This is a genomic window from Sporosarcina beigongshangi (assembly GCF_033485195.1).
In the GTDB taxonomy this organism is placed as follows: domain Bacteria; phylum Bacillota; class Bacilli; order Bacillales_A; family Planococcaceae; genus Sporosarcina; species Sporosarcina beigongshangi.
This window is the reverse complement of sequence record NZ_JAWLIR010000013.1, coordinates 88,162-107,565: the sequence shown is the minus strand read 5'-3', so window position 1 is coordinate 107,565 and position 19,404 is coordinate 88,162. Positions and strand designations below refer to the sequence as shown.

The window sequence follows — 19,404 nt, the reverse complement described above, 5'->3', positions numbered from 1 at the left end:
CGGTATTCAGAAAGTTTAGTCTGTGGTAACGTGATGCTGTTGTAGTGGGGTAAAGTGGTAAAGTTTAGATATAATCGAAATAAAGGATTACATTAGATAGGGCTTGGGACTAGCCGGGGGGAAGGAACTGAACTATCTCGTGGAAACTGGACTACCTATTTTGCAAGCTGAGCTACCCAGACAAGAAACTCGACTACGCATTATGAAAACTGGACTACCTCGGGGAAACTAGACTACCTATTTTGCAAACTGAGCTACCTAAACAAGAAACTCGACTACCAATCAGCCAAACTGGATTACCATACAAAAAAGTTCCACAGCAGTCTACACTACCACGGAACTTTTTCATCACTTAATTTTGATTTTCACATCTTTTTCTATATAAGAAGGATATCCGGCTATTACAAACTTCACTGGACTTTTGTATGACTCTTTAGGCATTTCCATAACTAGTGTGGATTCCAGTTCCCCGTTTGGCCCCCCACTCCTAGACGGAAAATAGAAATAGCCATTATTTGCATCGTAAAAGTCTGAGCTAAATGGGTAATGGTTGAAATTTTCTTCACCACGGAAATCGATACTGATGTGATTGTCTAGCATAGTCAAATTGCTGAATCTAGCATCCTTTGGCTGTTGAAGTATTTGTATTCTATCCGTATCAATTACCAGAAATGCCTCTTCCTTTTCCAACGCCATCAATTTACCGAATTTCAAATAAAGCTGTTTCGGCTTTTCAAAATAGTTGCTTTGTAAATAGTAAATAACGACATTCGGTTTTTCTCCATCTGAACTTGCAGTTGTCCCATTTGCGATTGAACTCCATACTTTTCCTTTTTCATTTACAATTTGGAGATCCTCAAATCTAAAAATCTTCATCGTATTTTCGGGGTCAAATCTCACCTGAATTGCTGTTCTAACTGGACTAATTGTGACTTCTTCAATCGTCAGGGATTGCCCATTTACATTAACTTCTTCATTCAGTACGTATCTCTTACTCTCCACGTCATTCATTTTAATCGTAAATGGCAGTTTAATCACTTCAGTTTCCCCGTTACCACCGTTAATTTCAAATTCTAATATTACGTTTTTCGTTGATAGCGGTTCCTGAAAATCGATTTCGAGTGAATTAGTAGAAACCATACTATCATGGAAATTAACTGCGTAGTTTTGGGAAATTCCTCCCCATTTCAAATCTTCTCCATTTGCCCCCTTAATTCGAACATGATTAATGAAATCACTTTTATGATTTTCCTTGAATTTAATAGTATAGAATAACACAAGGTTCATTTTGTCGGCTATGATGCCATCGACAATCACTTTAACACCAGATGATTCGCCCGACACACCGATTTCCTGATAGTGATTGTTGTCAATTGCCGACTGCAGCCCTTTATTATCCTGAATAAGCGCAACAATCTTCTCCATCCCCGGTATCGAGGCAACCACATTCGCAAAAGCTGGGGAGACTCGAATTGATGTAGCGAATGCAATAAGCAAAATCGCCGCTACAACCGCCGCCCACACACCACGTTTAATAACAGGACGTTTTTTCAACGGCTTCGCAACCTGCTGAGCACGTTGTAAACCTTGTCGAATCGCTACTTCAAGCTCATCTTCTGGTACACCAGCGTTTTCAATTTCTACTTTCCATTTCCTTAACTTATCTTCCTCATCCTTAAACACGGCGGATCTCCCCTTTCTCCACGATGAATGAACGAAGTAACTTAAGCGCCTTATACAGTCTCGTTTTGACTGTACCTTCTGGAGTTGCAGTCATTTCAGCAATTTCTTTAATTTTGACATCCTGTAAATATTTTAAATGGATAAGTTCACGTTGGTCGTCGGTTAATTGCCTAAGTGCTTCTTCTACCTCAAGATAGGTATAATCTTCACTAATGCCTTGCTGCATGATAAAATCCTCATCTAAAAGAAGACGCTTTTGTTTGTACAAAACATCGCGGCAATAATTCATCATGATACGGATAAGCCATGTCTTCGCATATTCCGGCTTTCTTAATGAATGGATTTTTTCATATGCACGAAACGTCACTTCTTGAACGGCTTCCAATGCATCCTCATTATTCTTCAAATAAGCAAGCGCTGTTCGATAAAGTGCCTCTTTATGTGTCAGCATCAGTGATAGAAATGCATCGTCATCTCCCACAATCGCCTTCTCCACCAATTCTTTGTCTGTCAAAACCCCACCTCATTTCATGTTATCCATTAGACCTGCGAAACTTGAAAAAGTTTGCGTAAAAATTTGCCGAATAAAGATCAAATACGGCAAGGCGTATTTGCGTCCAGATTTTGAATTGAGCTTGAGGTCTACAGGATGTAGGTCATGCAGTCGTTGCGACAGGACGTCGCGAACTTAGACTGCCCTCCTTAAATTAACTCCTTTCAAAATCTGTGACATCCGCCGGAGGCTTAATTTTATCTAGCAGGGGGTTAAATCCCTGCTAGATAAAATTAAAGTCCATTCCATTTCACCCATTGTCGCATAGACTAGATGGAATCACTTGGAAGGAGTGAAAAAATGGTTAACATGCAGCCGGATAATCAAGGCGGACAACAATGGTCGCCACGATTACCTGAGGGATATGAGGAAAGAAATGTCCAAAGTATGCCAAGTTATGGAGCTGGCAACCAGATGATGGGCTACGGAATGCCGGGTTTCCCTCCCCAGCAAGGGATGATGGGCTACGACATGCAAGGGTTTTCTCCTCAGCAAGGGATGATGGGCTACGATATGCAAGGGTTCTCTCCACAGCAAGAGACGATGGGCTACGATATGCAAGGGTTCTCTCCTCAGCAAGGGATGATGGGCTACGATATGCAAGGGTTCTCTCCTCAGCAAGGGATGATGGGCTACGATATGCAAGATCTCTCGCTAGAACAAGACATGGCGGGACACAATATGTTGGCATTCGCACCAGGGTCTCGTATGCCCGGATACGGTCCGTCAGGCCGACCGCCAAATCAAGGGATGCCAGGTTTCGGACCTCCAGGATTTCCACCTAACCAAGGTCCTCCAGGTTTCGGACCTCCGGGACGTCCACCTAACCAAGACCCACCAGGGTTTGGACCTCCAGGACGTCCGCCAGGTCAATCACCTGGCCAACAAGGTCCAACATCACCACCACCGAACACCATCCCTGCTTATCCGACTACACAGACATTCGCAGTAGATCCAGGGGCTATTCGTGGTTGCCTCTATCGCCAGACATACGTTTGGTTATCAAGAAGACAAGGTTTTTGGTTCTTTCCAGTCTTTGTTGGGCGAACTTCCGTGGCAGGTTACAGATGGCGCAATCGTCAAAGAAGATGGGAGTATACGGGGATTAGCTTGAGTCAAATTGATCGGTTCACCTGTTTCTAACATAATTCAGCATTCAACTCCACCTCTAATTAAGTAAAGGAATGTATGCTGAATATGTTATAAAATTCAGTTAAGGATCAAACTACCGCTGAATTATGTTAAGCCTCCGGCGGATGTCACAGATTTTGAAGGGAATTAATGTAGGCAGTCTAAGTGCGCGACGTCCTGTCGCAACAAAGAGGGATGCAGTTCAATCCCTCTCCACTGCATGACCTACTTCCTGTAGGCCTCAAGCGCAATTCAAAATCTGGACGCAATCATGCCGAGGCATGATTGATCATATAAAAGAAGCAATCCCCTCATTCCGAGGGAATTGCTTCTTTTATTATTGCCTATCAAGAATAAATAGTAATCGATGTACGTGCATACCCACTATAAAAAATGGACAAGATTACTCTGTACAAACATGCACATTATCACATAGGAAATATGGGTGGTCAGATGAAAAAAACCTCAAATGTATTCTGGATTACGCTTAGCCTTGTATGCATTGCAGTGTTGTATGGAGCGCTAGCACCTGAAAGCTTTGAAACTGTAACCGGCAATATGAAAAACTTTATTACATCGGCTTTTGGCTGGTATTATTTACTTTTCGTCACAGGCATTGTACTGTTCTGTCTGTTCTTTATCGTTAGTCCCATGGGACAAATCACACTTGGTAAGCCCGATGAAAAACCCGAATATTCCCGGATGAGCTGGTTCGCGATGCTATTTTCAACCGGGATGGGAATCGGTCTTGTCTTCTGGGGCGCAGCGGAGCCGCTATCTCACTTCGCGATAAACCCTGCAACAGAACAACCTGGCACAGATGCTGCTTTTCGAGAATCGATGCGCTATACCTTTTTCCATTGGGGCATTCATGCTTGGGCCATTTATGCAATCGTTGCCATGTCACTAGCTTATTTCCAATTTCGAAAAGGCGAGCCGGGATTGATATCCGCAACGTTAAAACCAATCTTCGGCAATCGGATGAATGGTATGTCCGGCACAATCGTCAACGTACTCGCCGTTTTCGCCACTGTCATCGGTGTTGCGACAACACTCGGTTTTGGCGCCATTCAAATCAACGGAGGACTCTCTTATCTATTCGGTTTACCGATTAGTTTTCTTGTTCAAGTCATCATTATTATCATTGTCACCATTTTATTTATTATCTCAGCTTGGTCAGGTATCAGTAAAGGAATTAAATATTTGTCCAACGCCAATATGGTACTTGCGGCTATACTGCTCATTCTTGTCATTATTCTCGGACCTACGCTATTAATTTTTGATACATTTACGGACACCATCGGCTCGTACTTTCAAAACTTACCACGCATGAGCTTTCGTGCTGCGCCACTCGATGACAGCAATCGAACATGGATTAATGACTGGACTATTTTCTATTGGGCATGGTGGATTTCATGGTCACCGTTTGTCGGCATATTCATCGCTCGTGTATCACGTGGGCGGACTATACGTGAATTCCTGACAGGCGTCCTGTTATTACCGACATTACTTAGCTTTTTCTGGTTCTCTGTTTTCGGCTCCACTGCAATGGATGTGCAAATAAAAGGAGTAGATTTAACAAAACTATTGACCGAAGAAACGCTTTTCGCCGTTTTTCATGAATTGCCGATGTCCATGCTGCTCTCAATTATCGCCATCCTGCTGATTGCCATCTTTTTCATCACATCGGCCGATTCGGCCACATTCGTTCTCGGCATGCAGACAACGTACGGGTCACTTCATCCACCTAACATCGTCAAGCTGACGTGGGGTATTGCACAAGCAGCAATTGCCATCATTCTCCTGTCGGCAAATGGATTGACTGCACTGCAAAATGCCTTAATTATTGCCGCACTGCCTTTTTCCTTCGTTATCATCTGTATGATGGTTTCACTTTATAAGGAACTTAATAAGGAGCGCAAAGAAATGGGGTTAATGGTGAGACCATATCCGAGGAAAACGAAAAAATGAACATGCTGTCGAATCAAGGCTAAGCAAACTGCTTAGTCTTGTTCTTTGTTCACTAGTTTTGTCACTTTTTGATGATATCCTTTCTTATCCTTTAATCATGGTACAATTTTCTAAACGACAATGGAGGGGATTCGATTGCTGCGTAAAGTTCTGATTTTCTCACTCATCTTCATCCTTTCAGCCTGCTCAGCTACAGCTGAAGTTGGACGACAGTTAACTGACACCGAATCTGCTGTGTTAAGTCGTTTTGATAGCGATCAATTATATGCAACTATTCAAGAATTAACGAAGGAGCCTCGCATAGCTGGAACCGAATCCGAACGGCAGGCTGCCGTATTTTTAACGACACAACTCGAACTATATGGGTATGAGGTCGATGAACAAACCTTTACATTACATGGCTCTACAGTAGATGAGCACGAATCTCAAAACCTCATTGTTACAAAAAAAGCTACAGATGGTCTTCCATCAACTGGAGATATCATTATGATAGGTGCACACTATGATTCCGTCTTTCAGTCTCCAGGAGCGAGTGATAATGCAAGTGGAACTGCCGTATTGCTCGAAGTGGCTCGTATGTTAAAAGACACGCCGAGCCCGTCTGAAATTCGTTTCATCTTTTTTGGCTCCGAAGAAAATGGACTAGCAGGCTCTGAAAGTTATGTCAATGGAATGACGGCAGAGGAAATCGAGCGAACAATTGCTATGTTCAACCTGGACATGGTCGGTAGCGCAGATGCGGGCCCACTAAAGCTGTTTACGGTAGACGGCATGCCAAACACCGCGACGAAGATAGCCAGCAAAGCGAATGAGGATTTATTTGGCGAAACTTTATCTCTCGCGTCCTCTGCACAAAGCGATCATTCAGCCTTCCACAATGCAGCCATTGACGCAGTAATGTTCACTCATTTCCCTTTGGAGAAAGCCTACCATTCGCCTGATGACACCATCGATAAATTGAGCGAACAGCGATTAGAAAATATTACCCGTATACTAGCAATGTCCATTCTTGAATTAATCGTCCTTGGGGGTAAGTGAATCTTTTACCTGTAAAGCAAGTGTTGAAGCCTCCCCCATCGTAAGGCTTGTTAGATTGTATTGCTCTCTCATTGCGGCTACGTGGAGCAGGACTTCCGACAAAAAACGAATATTGCTATCGATATCTTTACCAAAATTATGAGGATGCCACCAAAGATGAAACACTTCTCCCTTTATCGCAGCATTCGTTATACTTTTTTTAATTCTTCTTAAGCGTAATGATTCGAGACTTTTTAAGCTTGCATGATAAGGTCTCAAAAATCGACTCGATGGCAAATTGACAAGAGGTTCCACCGCCACTTCATCAATCGGATACGTATGATCGCCGAACATAGGTAAATAACAGTCTGCCAGCCTAAGCATTCTCTTCACGATTCCTTCATCATGATAAGAGCCAACTTGATAGACCCAGCTATCCTCGTGTCCTCTAAAGCTTTGAAGACCGTTTTCTTTACAAATTTGTAAATAGTCACGGTTGATTTGATTTCTTGGAAATATTAGTGATTTCACTGGCTTACCAATTGCTTCCGCAACCTTTATAGAAGCCTTTAGATCTGCTTCAAATTGTTCCGCAGTCTGACCACCCTCCAAACAATAATAATGTGAAAAAGTATGGGTTGCCAATTCTTGGTTCGGGTAATCCATAATTTCCTTTATCAATGAAGCTCCAAAATGCAATGGATCCTGTTCCTCGTTCTCTCCAAGCCCCGTTAGCTTATTATATGGCGAAAAAGCTGCATGGATATAACTTGGATAGAGAGGAGGCAGGTTTACTAGTAGCTCTTTCTTATTATCAAAAAAAAGCATACCAACTGTCGCCCATGTCGCATGAATATCGAAGTGATGGAACAGCTCCAATATTTTTGGAATGGCTTGCCGCACACCTAATATATTTTCTTGGTACTGTCCTAATGTGTAAACATCATGGACACCCCAGTTTAATTCAAAATCTAGGGAAACGACGAAGATTCCTTGTTTACTCATATTCTCATCACACCATTACCAATTGTAATAAACCTTTGGTAATAAAGGAGCTTCTGTCGCTGAACCCGCGCATTAGTTAGCCTTATTAAATTTCGGTCTCTCAATATATAAAATAATTCCCTCCCACATAATAAAATACAAACCGCCTCCATATCTAAACTTTTACATGATTCAGTGATAGCAAAGACAGAAACAGGACTAGGGGAAAAAAATCCATTACAATTGAGTCAAGTGAGAAATTCGCCACAATGACTACGAATAGGGGCAAGCTATTCAACGCTCGTTTCGCCATTTTGATGGATCCCGTCGTTGTTTTCTTCATGTGATTGTATGAATAGGCAACAAAAACTAGTAATGCAACGATACCTAGAAATCCTGTGAAATACCAATAGGACAAATACATATTATGAGCTGCATAGCCGTCTAAAAAACCAGTCCCAATGCCATTCCCTATTAGAAAAATACGTGGATTCGCCGTGATTTCTTGGAGATAAGCTACCCACAAAGATGATCTACCCGTTGTGACCGAAACGACTGTGCCCCCTTGTTCTGAAAATCGGGCAATCGTCACAACAATAAAATCGAGTAAACCGAATGGCATGGCAATTAAAATAAGGACCGTTAACGCAAATAAATACTTCATGACACTTCTATATTTAGACGTGACATATATGATACAGACGTAAATCAAGATAATAATGACCATAAGCAAAAACATTTTAGAAAGTGTATGCAAACCCATAAAAGCCAAGACTAGTATAAGCACACTTTCTTTGACTAGTTGTTTTTTATAACCCGAGACAACAAGCAGGAGCGCAATTGCCACTAATACTTGTAAAGAAAAATAATTAGGGTCTACGTCCAGTCCGCTAAATCGAGTATATAAGTGATTATTTTCATACAATGTATAAGTTTCTCCCATATTTTGAATGTACTGTTCCACTTCGGGTATCCAACGCCCAAGTAGGGCAACAAGGCCTGAAAATACCAGACCAGAAGCATAGGATAGTACATATCGTTCATAGGAGGCATTCTCGTTGAGCGTCGCACTAGCTACTGCTATCGTCAGGAAATTCAACAGGAACCCAACGATAACAAGTGAATTATTACTCGAGGCGAAACCTGAAGTCAACAGAATATAGAGAGCAAAAAACAGAAATCCTATGATGACCGTTAGACTGACACGTATTTTATTGTTCAGCATCGAAAAAAGACAGGATAGCAAGTAGACGAATTGAATGATATGGAAAAAGGAAAAACGATCTCCATCGAATTTCAATACGTATATCCATGTCGAGAAAAAAAGCAGGAAAATAATTTTATCTTCTGTCCTTTCTTTCAGGATCCCATAGCAGGACACCAGTAAGAAAAGGACCAAAAATAAATTATGACCACTAACCAGTTTAGCCAAGACGGATAATGCAGCTACCATAATGAGTACGCTAGTTGGAATCGTCCCATTCATCCTGAGTCTCACATTATCCTCCCGCCCCTCATGCAAAAAAATTGAGTCACTCAACGTAAAATATCCTGGAGTTGTTTCATTGCCACTTCATTGCTACCTCGATTTTTTTTACTACCATCTTGTAAGCCTACGAGAATGCTTCGATCGTCAAGAACGGCTTTCAACGCATTAAATAATGCCTGCGTGTCTGTCTCGACAATGATGCCATTCACTCCGTTATCAAGTTGCTCTGCCGCAGAAGCATAGGCAGTCGTGATAACTGGTGTTCCTAAAGCGAGCGCCTCACCGATAACCATCGGATAACCTTCATAATCAGAGGCTAAGACGAAAATATCAGCCTGCTTAATATAGGGAAGGGGGTTCGACTTTTCCCCCGTAAAAGTAAGCTGCTCCAACACGCCATATTTGTCAGCAAGCTCGTAATTTTTGTCCCAGTCCGGCCCATCTCCTACTATCCACCATTTAAAACCGGTATATCCTGCCTTTTTCAACAGATACACAACTTCTATAACTCGATCAATCCGTTTGGTAGCATTATCAATTCGAGCAACTGTGACGAAATGAGTTTTATCCGATTTGTCCATTGGCTCAAACTCATCGGCACCATTCCGAATCGTGTTATAGGGAAAAAAGTTATACACGACTGCGGACTTATGCTCATATTCGGGAATAAATCGATCAAATTTCGCTTTGCCCGCTTTTGATACATTGACGACTGTGTCAAAGTTCTCGTAACTCTTCAAACAGCACTCCCGGTTAAATTGCGCTTTGATAAGATCTGTATGAATCCAAGCAATTTTCTTATCCGCCACGACATTTCCAATCACGTATTGATTACTTCCTCTATTAAAATAGCCTTGCGGCACATCATTAAAATAGGATATCGCAACCTGATACGGCTTCTTTTTTCTCTGTAATGAAAAGAGTAGTTTAAAATAGAGTGTCGATCCAATGAGTCTAACGAATATCATCAATAGGATCCGAATCATTTTATCGAATAGGCTACCATTTTTTACAACTTCCGAGAACGGCGTTGCTGTCAGCGTCAATAAATAATTACTAGAAACGACGTTCACATTTTTAGGCAGTTCCTCTACTAGCTCTCCCTTGTTCGCGAACAGGAATAAATCAATTTCATTGCAAGGATCCTCCGCTATTATGTGTAATGTATTAATGAGCGCTCGTTGAATTCCTCCCATTGACAGGTTGTATCCTACAATTAGAATTTTCATCACATGTCATTCCTTTTTTAGAGTTGCTCATACAGACGTATTAACCGTTCCCCCATGATAGACCATGCATATTTTTCTACATATAAACGATGCGATCGAATGCCCATTTCCAAAAATACATAAGGATTCGTTTGGAGGAGTTGTTCAATCAGAGCTGTTAAACTAAGCTTGTCGTAAGCAATAACAAACCCTGTATGATTGGCTGCAACGATTTCGTCAATTCCTGTTTGTTCTGCTACAATAATTGGTTTCTTCAATAACATTGCTTCATATAATTTATTCGGTGACGAAAAGCGATGGTTCGGAACTACAGGATTGTAAATAGCTAGCATCACATCACAATACCTCGTTAAAGCGAGGGTTGACTCATAGTCCAATTTTCCATAATAAAAGATATTGTCATACTTCACACTTTGCTTTTTAAAATAACTCTCTAAATCACCAAAACCACCAATATGAAGTTCAGCATCCTTAAACTTCGCAATCACTTCTGCAATTTCAAGTAGAAAGCGACTTTTCGATAATACGCCAACGTAGACAAACTTCAGCTTTTTATTTAGTTCACCCATAGGAACAAATCCACCATTTACACTTGGTAACCTAACTGGTGAGTTATGAATGATCCATAAACTTTTAGGTACACTTTTTCGTATTTGCTCGATCCTACTTTCATTGACAATAATGACCGCATCCGCCTTATTCATCATCCGAATGTCCAGACCTTCGATGATAGGCTTCAGTATTGTTGGAACTCTAAACGCATCGACATAGTAATCAAACACATCATAGACATACTTTTTACGAAAGATTTTCGATACAATAAACGCAGGTATGACTGTATCAAAGTCACATGCATGAATCACATCGTACTCTTTGCGGTAGTGGATTAGTTTTTTTAGTAAGAAAAGTTGAAATAACAGCAAAGACCACAAATTAATAATCCCTCGCCCAAATAATGCCTCTTTGCGGAATAAATCAATCTGTACCTGTCCATTGTCCAGCGATACAACATCTCTCTTTTCTAACTGTTGTTCTAAATTTCTTTCCCATGCTAGAACCCTTAAGTCATAGCCATATGTCAGTAACGTGTTCAACTCCTTTTCAACGCGCGGATCAGGATTGACTGGGTTTGATCTTGCCATCATAATTCTCATAAACGTAACTTCCTTCGCATAAAAGTAAGGATTTCTTTCGATTCCTTTACCTTTAAAATTGTCAATAAAAAGAAATAGAGACTACTCCCTACAAGCCCAATGACCATCATTTTCAAAAGTTCATTCATCTGGAGCCATACATAGCCATTCAATATGACAATGACAACTCCCATAACTCCGGACGCCATCAGCACTTTCAAAAAAGTGATTGCCATACTTTTTAAACCCAGCGAACCAATCTTTCTTCGAAGACTAATCCATAAGAGCGCGACACTAATGAGTGCCGAAATACTTGTTGCCAATGCCAATCCGTTCAGTCCCATATAAGCCGATAAAATGATATTCAATACGATATTCAGAGCCACCGCAATTGCAGCATTGACCATCGGGCTGATCATATCCTGGAGTGAATAAAAAGTGCGCAATAGGATTTCCCGAATGCCATAGCCTATCATACCTATCGAATAAAAAAACAATGCCTCCGCTGTTAGCAGAATGGCTTGCTCATCGAATTGTCCACGTCCGAATAGCAATTGAATAATTGGTTTAGCGACAATCATAATGCCGATGCTTGCTGGTACAACTAGAAGAATTACACTTGAAAGAACCTCACGCATCGACCTCTTCACTTCTTCTATGCTTTTTTCAGCAGCCATTTTTGATAGATGTGGAAATAGAATAGCGATAAATGACAGAACAAATATCCCATGGACAAAATCATTTAATCGGCTAGCATACGTTAATGCTGAGATCCCACCTTCTACAATCTTGGATGCTAATGTTTTATCGACTATAGTATTGATGTGATCAACAGACATTCCCATTGTGATTGGTAACACAAATAATGCTACTTTCTTTATATTTTCGTCTAGAAACGGAGCTACAGGAGAATACCGATATTTCATCTTTAACAGGGAGGGTAGTAAAAATAGCAATTGAGCCAGTGAAGCAACAATACTACCAATTGCTAAACCAATACTATGTGTCTGAGCACTGATGATGATTGAGAGAATAATGATGAAATTGAAAGGAAATCCTAGCATAGCAACTGTCGTAAATTTCCCGTTGAGCTGGAGATAACTTGCGAGTAACTGGGTAAGGCTTGTGAAATAGATACCCACTAGTCCGATACGTGTGAAAAGGACAGCCATTCTCTTCGTTTCTTCATTAAAACCTAAAGCGAATACAGTTACGAGTTGATTTGAAAACAGGATTCCCACAATAAGAAGTACGGTTGTGATGAGCAGGACGACCGTTAGTAAGCGATTTGTAAAATCCAGTGCTTGTTTTTCACCGCTAGTATTTTCAATCTCTTTGTAGAGCGGGATATATCCTGAAGCGATTCCTGTCATCACAAAGCTGAATAACATAGTTGTAATTGAAATAGAAATGAAATAGGCATCCGTCGTGACCGAAGCTCCATAGAAATAAGTCAGCGTAATATCTCGGAGAAACCCAAATACTTTGGATAGAACAGTTATAATCATCAATAGTGCTGCCGTTTTTTTTATCGTTTCGATGAGTTGCCCCTTCTCCGCTAGTTGTTTTTTAAATCCTTTTTACGGATTTCCTAATTATTTTCCTTTATCGCCTTCTATAACTCTAGATGACCTAAAACCAAAAAGTGTTCGGTTTGAAACTACTTTATCTATGAAAAAGCCTTTCCCCCTTAAAAAAGTTACTCTTTTCTTATCTGGCTTTTCCAGGTCTATAACGATTGTTTTTGCGTTATAATCCCTCTTGACGAGGGCACATATATCTATGATATTATCTAGATTCCACTTATCGATATAGATAGTTCCCTTTCTTAATTGTGTAAGATAAGAGATCGCATCTATTCGCAAGACATTTGGATTAATCCAACAAATCGTATCAAAAGACAATCGTTCTGCGGCAGAATAACCAGTAAACCCACGGTAAAGTCGATTGCCTATTTCCTTCATATCCTGATCTCCAAAATCGTTGTTCTCAAACACTTTTTTTATCGTTAAAGGTGTAAATGTTTTATATGTGACTAAACTGTCAGTCGATTTCACATCCATTTTTAAAACCATATGTTGCTGTTGTTCATAAAAGAATTTTCTTACGGAATGGATAGCATTCACGATGTCCGGTGTCACCTTTTTGAACGTTTCAGTTGAACGCAGATTCCTCAAAATGTATTTCATCTTCCCGACCGTATTACGTCTAAATAACACGGCTTTTCTACTTTTTTTGATACCAGAAAGTAGCCACTCTTTCCCCCATATGAGATTCCTTCTTCCTTTTTCTTGTATAGAATTCGAAGAAAAAACTATTCTCGTCGTATGATCCAGACCAGTGTTCCATTCGAATTTATAAGGCTCATAGCCAATACTCATATCTAAAATTTTCGTTGAACTATTAACACTCTTCTTAATTTTTTCTTTGACAAGTATACGACCTGGGCTAAAATAATCGAATGCATCGTCATGTCCTAGCACATATCCCATATACCTTCCACGGCATTTGAATCCGTAAGTGAAGGCAATGAGTTTATCCTCTAAATAGAGTGATTCGATTTGTACACGCATGGCCCCCGTCGTATTTTCAGCTAATTTCCGAAAAAAGCGCCTTTTTTCCTGGCTCGTAAATCCACTTGTATCATTTTTCTTTTCCCATCTTTTATTATGCAGATGAAAAATAGTATCCATTTCTTCTGGACGACTCGTTGCAAGCTTCACTGTCCCTAAAGATCGTAGTCTTTTTTGTCTTCTATCCAATCCATGTAATGTCTTTCTCTCTTTCATATAGTCATCGAGTTTGATATTTTCCAAGTCAACAAAAGGGGTCACAATTCGATAAGTACGATTTTCTATCCCTCGTTTCTCCAAGTAGCTCTCCAAACTTTTAGGTGTCTGACTGCTTTCTAATAGCCCATGTAAGTTGAACAATACCCGTTTCTTCGTTTCAAGCAGGTAGTCAAATACCAACTCGATTGCCTGATCCAAGATAGACGCATACGCAATAAAATCCATGTAATTTGCCTGTCCCAGCGCCATAAAATTATATTCATACCCGAGCCCTTTTTTGGAATACATAAAGGGGAAAAATGCAACAAAACGATCGTTATGTTGAACAGCAATTATTTCAATATTTTTTCCTTCCCCTAAATAACTCCACCATTCATACAACCATTCAAATTCGATAAATGGATTTGTGTTATCAATACTTTCCAAAATTAAAGACCAATCATTTTTAAAGTCCTTTAGTTGATCAATCGATGTAATGGTAATGAGATTCATTTTTTCCTCCCTCTATTACTTCATAGAAAGCTTCGAACTCGCGACTGTTGAATAATAATGAACCGTTTCACGTAACCCTTCTGGCAAAGAATAACGTGGACGCCAGTCAAAGGAACTAGTGATTTTTCTATTATCCAGCACACTTCTTTCAATCTCTCCGACTCTTATCGGTTGGTAGATTGGTGTTTTCGTTACCCCAGTTGCCTCGAAGACTTGCGCCAACAGGCCTTCAATTGACATCTCTATCCCTGAACAAATATTGTAAATCCCTTTATGCTCTCCCTCGATTGCTAGTCGACAAGCTCTTGCAACATCTTTCACATAAACAAAATCTCTTGTTTGGAAGCCGCCAAACACTTCAACATCTTCCCCATGAACTAATTTTTTGATGAAGATTGAGATGACACCCGCTTCTCCATCGGCATTCTGTCTCGGACCATATACATTTGAAAAACGTAATATACAGCTATTTCCGCCAAATTTTTCGTCATATAGTTCAATATATTTCTCTGCTGAATACTTCGAAAGCGAATAAAAGGACAATGCATGTAGACGGTGATTTTCATCAATTGGGAGATAATTCGGCTCACCATAGACCGCTGCTGAAGAGGCAAATACAAAGTTTTTCACATTGTATTTTTTCGCCAGCGAAATAAGTTTAACTGTGCCAACAATATTCGCCTGCAAATCAAAAAAAGGATCATTCATAGATGCTGTAACCGAGACCTGCGCAGCTAAGTGGATAACATAGTCCGGTCTTTCCTTATCAAATACATACTCGATTTCTGGATCATTAATATCGAACTGGTATATTTTCACCATATTTAATAGGTTATCAAGGGATCCTGTTACTAAATTATCGACTAACACAACTTCATATTGATGATTTACTAATTCTTCAATAACATGTGATCCGATAAATCCTGCCCCACCAGTCACTAATATTTTCATACTCAACATCTCCTTCATTTCAGGTAACCTATGACCGTTCGATTATTTTTTCATAGTATGCAAATGTCTTGTCATACATCTTTTCAAATGTGAAGTGCTGCTCGTAAAGCAATCTACTTTGCTCTCCCATCTGTAGCCGAAGTGATGAACTCGTGAGTAATGCAGAGAGTGCACGTACTAACTCATCTTCATTTTTGGGTGGAATTAAATAACCATTTACTGAAGCCTTCACCGCTTCAGGTACGCCTCCAACATCAGAAGCAACAATTGGTAAACCGCATTGCATCGCTTCTAGAACGCTAAGGGGAAGCCCCTCCCAATCAGAAAGCAATAGAAAAATATCGGACCTCTGTAAAATCGCTGTGATGTCATGCCGATTACCTAAAAACCGAACCCTGTCATGCAATTCCTCTCTGTCTACAAAGCATTGCGCTTCTTTTAGTGTTGGTCCCTCGCCAGCAAACAACATTTCCCACTCAAACTGCTGTAATTTAGTTAAGGCTTTTAGCAATTCGAGCTGTTGCTTTGGTGGTGCAAATCTGGCAACCATCACCATCGTTAACCGATTTCTCGGTTGCTTACTATCGTTGGATCGTACTATTTCATGCACACCGTTATGAATCATCAGTAACTTGTCTCGCGGCAAAATTTTATGCGTAACAGCCAATTGCTTATCGTATTCCGAAACAGTGATTACACCCTTAGTCAGACGTCCCATCCATCTTTCAATTATTCGATATACTTTTTTCTTCTTTCCTTCTACTCCTTCTGTAAACGACCAACCATGTGCTGTGAAAATGGTCGGGATACGAAGCGACCAGCCAGCAAGTCTACCAATCACTCCCGCTTTCGATGAATGCGTGGCAATCACATCTGGTTGTATGTTTTTTATGACTCGACGTACTTCTACGAATGCTTTTATATCTGCAAAAACATGAAGATTACGTATTAACGAATGGCAATGAATCGTGTCAAGCTCCTTATAGAGTGTCACATTTCCTCCTGTCACAACATAAACGGAATGTCCCTTCTCCATTAAAGCGATAGAAAGATCCCTCACATGTAGTTGTGCCCCACCAATCGTGTCCATTCGGGTAATGACTTGAACAATTTTCATATTGGGTCCCCCCACTTTATCGAGTGATCAGCTTTGGATGAAATAGAAATTCCATTATTTCGGGTGAATTGGAGGTAAACTGTGAAACTCGGTACCGCTTAATACATGTTGGGCATTTTGTTTTACATATTCGACAAAGTCAGGTGACATCTTACGTTGAAGGCGCGCATAAGCAGATTGTAAAAGGAAGGGTCTTTTTTTATAATGATGTGCATCAGAAGCAATAAAGTGAACTAAATGATTTTTACATAACTTCAAAGCAAATTTTCTCTTCGCACGTCCGTTTGCACCTGTAATGCTTGATGCATTAACTTGTACAAGCGCACCTCGATTGACTAATTCAAACAGTTGACCTGGATCACTTCTAATGATGGAATTTCTTTCTGGATGCGCGATAATTGGAATATATCCTCTAAGCTGCATTTCAAAAAAAATAGGAGCTGTAAAATGTGGGATATGATTTTTAGGTAATTCGATGAGCATATACTTTTTACTCCCCGCAAGTGGTAGCAAACTGTCAGTAAGTTCATTCAACAGATTTTCATACAATTGAATTTCCATACCTTCTAAAATCGTCACAGGGATACCTTGGCTACTTAGCTGCTGGTTTAATTTATTAACTAAGTACTGAATGTTTGATGTATTATTATTGAATTTTCCATTCCGATGATGCGGAGTGGCGATAATATGAGTAATTCCAACTGCAGCTGCATTTTTCACTAACTCAATGGCTTCGTCTTCCGTTTGTGGACCATCATCAATCCCTGGAAGGATATGATTGTGTATATCAATTACAATAGTTGCCACTACCTTTCTTCATCTTCAATAGTAAGTATCGCTTTTGGCCGGATCTGTTCTATTCAACACCGTTCCTAGTAGAGGTGCGTTTACTTTAGTCAGTTGCGCCACGCTTTTCACAGCTAGCTCTTCTTTCGTGTTTTTTGCATCGATGACGAATAGGCAACCATCCACAATCGAAGATAGTGTGACTGCATCGGAAACAAGTAAAGGTGGTGAGTCAATAATAATGAGATCATATTCCATTGCTAATTGCTCAAGTAACTCTTTCATCTGGGGCGATGATAAAAACTTTGTCGGGTTAAGTGGCTGGGGCCCGGCACTTATAAATGACAAGTTGTCGATTTCAGTTGTTTGAATAATACTATCGAGTGTTTCATGCCCGGAAATGGCTGAAGTAAGGCCTTTTCTTTTCGGTAAATTAAATAAAGTTCTACCCGTAGATTTCCGTAAATCCGCATCAATATAAATTGTTTTTCTTCCATTCATGGCCATAATCGTCGCTAGATTTCCACTAATGGTCGATTTTCCGTCTCCAGTAGATGAGCTAGTAATCATGATTGTTTTCATATCTTGTCCTTTTAACAAATACTCCACGTTCTCCCTAAGCCTCCGGTACTCTTCGATTACGATGTCAGGGAGGCTTCCACCTGGGGTTTTATCCATAAAAGGGATTGTTCCTAAATTAGGCATGTCCATTACTTTCTCCGTTTTCGCTACGCTATCCATTTTAGTGAAATAAATTTCCCGGGTAATGATGATCATTACACAGAGAAGAAGGCCACAAACAAACGATAGACTAAAATAAAATAAATGATTGGGTCTTACCTTCCTTGTGTCTTTTCCAGCCGAAACATCTTTCAACACCTTTATATTTTCTAGATGCATCAGTTCCTTAATTTCTTTCTGAAAAGTGGCAGCATACGTATTTACAAGTAACGCTGCTTGCTCTGGAGATTTTTCATAGGCAATGATTGTAAGGATTTGAGATTCGGTAGTAGACTCAATTTTTATCTTCTCTGTAAGCTCTTTTTTTGTATAAGGCTGGTGAAATGCTGCATTTACGTTCGTCATCATCCGATCACTTTTCAAAATATATTTATAGGTTTCGATTAAACGTAAATGTATATCAATTTCATAGGTTTCTAAAACCTTACTTCCCTCATCATTCGTTGGATTATTAATAAGTAAATCGATTTTAGCTTCATATGTTGGTGTAATGGCAAAGCTACTAAAGCCACCACATAATGTGATTAACAGTAAAAATGAAGTGACTTTCCGCCAATGCTGACCTATTAGTTGCAAAATTTCTTTCAGATTCATCTGCTCATTCATCGAACGTTTACCGTTGTCATCTCAATTGGCTGCATTTGTTTAATAAGCCCCCTTTGCTTTAATAACAGCTAGAATGGTTGCTACAATTATTTTTACATCGAGTTGAAAACTACGATTTTGTACATAGTACAAATCAAATTCAATTTTCTTGCCGTGGTTTATATCTGAACGTCCATTGACTTGCGCAAAGCCCGTAATTCCAGGTTTCACAAGCAATCTCTGTCCTTGCTTATGACTATATAAGTCTGTAATTGCAGGGATTTCAGGACGAGGACCCACCAGGCTCATATGACCTACCAATACATTCAAAAGTTGGGGCAACTCGTCCAGACTGTACTTTCGTAAAAACTTGCCGATTGTTGTAACATTTTCATTACTTTCTGTTTTAAACTGAAAGTAATCTGGGACACCTTCCTCCCATGAATACATATGACTGTTTTTACTATGCATAGATACCTTCATCGTACGAAATTTCAATATACGAAATTTCTTGTTATACATGCCTGTCCTCGTCTGGCTAAAGAAAATCGGTCTCTCAGAAAAAATAACCATAACGACTGCAATGGTTAAAAATAATGGTAGGCAGCAGATAAGAATGAATAGACTACCTACGATATCAAATGCCCTTTTCCACAATGGATGACGCCATGCTGTTCCTGTACGGAACGCCAAACGTTGCTCCATTCGAAGATCACCTACACCCTCTATTTTTGACTCTGAATGTATAAT

16 protein-coding genes are annotated in these 19,404 nt (G+C 40.0%); 3 read left to right on the top strand and 13 right to left on the bottom strand.

Going from position 1 to position 19,404, the window contains the following annotated elements; translation table 11 throughout:
- Positions 1-348 precede the first annotated feature (348 nt).
- Both R2B77_RS08810 and R2B77_RS08805 read right to left on the bottom strand, forming a co-directional pair.
- Entirely contained in the window at positions 349-1,683 is a 1,335-nt protein-coding gene (locus tag R2B77_RS08810) for a DUF4179 domain-containing protein (RefSeq protein ID WP_203248008.1), read from the bottom strand.
- Complete coding sequence (locus R2B77_RS08805; protein WP_203248009.1) at positions 1,676-2,197, bottom strand: sigma-70 family RNA polymerase sigma factor; 522 nt, start codon at positions 2,195-2,197, stop codon at positions 1,676-1,678. Before R2B77_RS08805 ends, R2B77_RS08810 begins: the two co-directional genes overlap by 8 nt.
- Before the next feature lie 339 nt (positions 2,198-2,536).
- On the opposite strand from R2B77_RS08805, the gene R2B77_RS08800 reads away from it, so the two are divergent.
- The 3 genes from R2B77_RS08800 to R2B77_RS08790 all read left to right on the top strand — a co-directional run bounded on the left by R2B77_RS08800 (position 2,537) and on the right by R2B77_RS08790 (position 6,376).
- Positions 2,537-3,379, top strand: a complete 843-nt coding sequence (locus tag R2B77_RS08800; RefSeq protein WP_203248010.1) for a hypothetical protein — start codon at positions 2,537-2,539, stop codon at positions 3,377-3,379.
- A 441-nt stretch (positions 3,380-3,820) separates the two neighbouring features.
- Positions 3,821-5,338, top strand: coding sequence for a glycine betaine uptake BCCT transporter (locus R2B77_RS08795; protein WP_203248011.1), 1,518 nt, complete (start codon positions 3,821-3,823; stop codon positions 5,336-5,338).
- Between the two features lie 135 nt (positions 5,339-5,473).
- On the top strand, positions 5,474-6,376 hold the full coding sequence (locus tag R2B77_RS08790) for a M20/M25/M40 family metallo-hydrolase (RefSeq protein ID WP_203248012.1): 903 nt from the start codon (positions 5,474-5,476) through the stop codon (positions 6,374-6,376).
- Here R2B77_RS08790 and R2B77_RS08785 read toward each other — a convergent pair.
- From R2B77_RS08785 to R2B77_RS08735, 11 genes are all read right to left on the bottom strand, one after another.
- Positions 6,353-7,360: a polysaccharide deacetylase family protein gene (locus R2B77_RS08785; RefSeq protein WP_203248013.1), complete on the bottom strand. Its 1,008-nt coding sequence runs from the start codon at positions 7,358-7,360 to the stop codon at positions 6,353-6,355. The two genes, R2B77_RS08790 and R2B77_RS08785, sit on opposite strands and share 24 nt — an antisense overlap.
- Positions 7,361-7,514: 154 nt before the next feature.
- On the bottom strand, positions 7,515-8,837 hold the full coding sequence (locus tag R2B77_RS08780; protein ID WP_203248014.1) for a hypothetical protein: 1,323 nt from the start codon (positions 8,835-8,837) through the stop codon (positions 7,515-7,517).
- Between the two features lie 38 nt (positions 8,838-8,875).
- Positions 8,876-10,057, bottom strand: coding sequence for a glycosyltransferase (locus tag R2B77_RS08775; protein WP_203248015.1), 1,182 nt, complete (start codon positions 10,055-10,057; stop codon positions 8,876-8,878).
- A 17-nt stretch (positions 10,058-10,074) separates the two neighbouring features.
- The gene (locus R2B77_RS08770; protein ID WP_203248016.1) at positions 10,075-11,211 is read right to left on the bottom strand and encodes a glycosyltransferase family 4 protein; all 1,137 of its coding nucleotides are present in this window, start codon (positions 11,209-11,211) and stop codon (positions 10,075-10,077) included.
- Positions 11,208-12,722 (bottom strand): murein biosynthesis integral membrane protein MurJ, encoded by a 1,515-nt coding sequence (gene murJ / locus R2B77_RS08765; protein WP_322555679.1) that lies wholly within the window; start codon positions 12,720-12,722, stop codon positions 11,208-11,210. The genes R2B77_RS08770 and murJ overlap by 4 nt, the downstream gene beginning before the upstream one ends.
- A gap of 63 nt (positions 12,723-12,785) precedes the next feature.
- Positions 12,786-14,474, bottom strand: coding sequence for a GNAT family N-acetyltransferase (locus R2B77_RS08760; protein ID WP_203248018.1), 1,689 nt, complete (start codon positions 14,472-14,474; stop codon positions 12,786-12,788).
- 15 nt (positions 14,475-14,489) lie between these two features.
- The gene (locus R2B77_RS08755) at positions 14,490-15,425 is read right to left on the bottom strand and encodes an NAD-dependent epimerase/dehydratase family protein (protein WP_203248019.1); all 936 of its coding nucleotides are present in this window, start codon (positions 15,423-15,425) and stop codon (positions 14,490-14,492) included.
- Positions 15,426-15,453: 28 nt separating this feature from the next.
- Positions 15,454-16,542: a glycosyltransferase family 4 protein gene (locus R2B77_RS08750; RefSeq protein ID WP_203248020.1), complete on the bottom strand. Its 1,089-nt coding sequence runs from the start codon at positions 16,540-16,542 to the stop codon at positions 15,454-15,456.
- Between the two features lie 54 nt (positions 16,543-16,596).
- Positions 16,597-17,349, bottom strand: coding sequence for a tyrosine-protein phosphatase (locus tag R2B77_RS08745; protein ID WP_203248021.1), 753 nt, complete (start codon positions 17,347-17,349; stop codon positions 16,597-16,599).
- A 15-nt stretch (positions 17,350-17,364) separates the two neighbouring features.
- Entirely contained in the window at positions 17,365-18,663 is a 1,299-nt protein-coding gene (locus tag R2B77_RS08740; RefSeq protein WP_203248022.1) for a polysaccharide biosynthesis tyrosine autokinase, read from the bottom strand.
- Positions 18,664-18,714: 51 nt separating this feature from the next.
- On the bottom strand, positions 18,715-19,359 hold the full coding sequence (locus R2B77_RS08735; RefSeq protein WP_203248023.1) for a sugar transferase: 645 nt from the start codon (positions 19,357-19,359) through the stop codon (positions 18,715-18,717).
- Positions 19,360-19,404 lie beyond the last annotated feature (45 nt).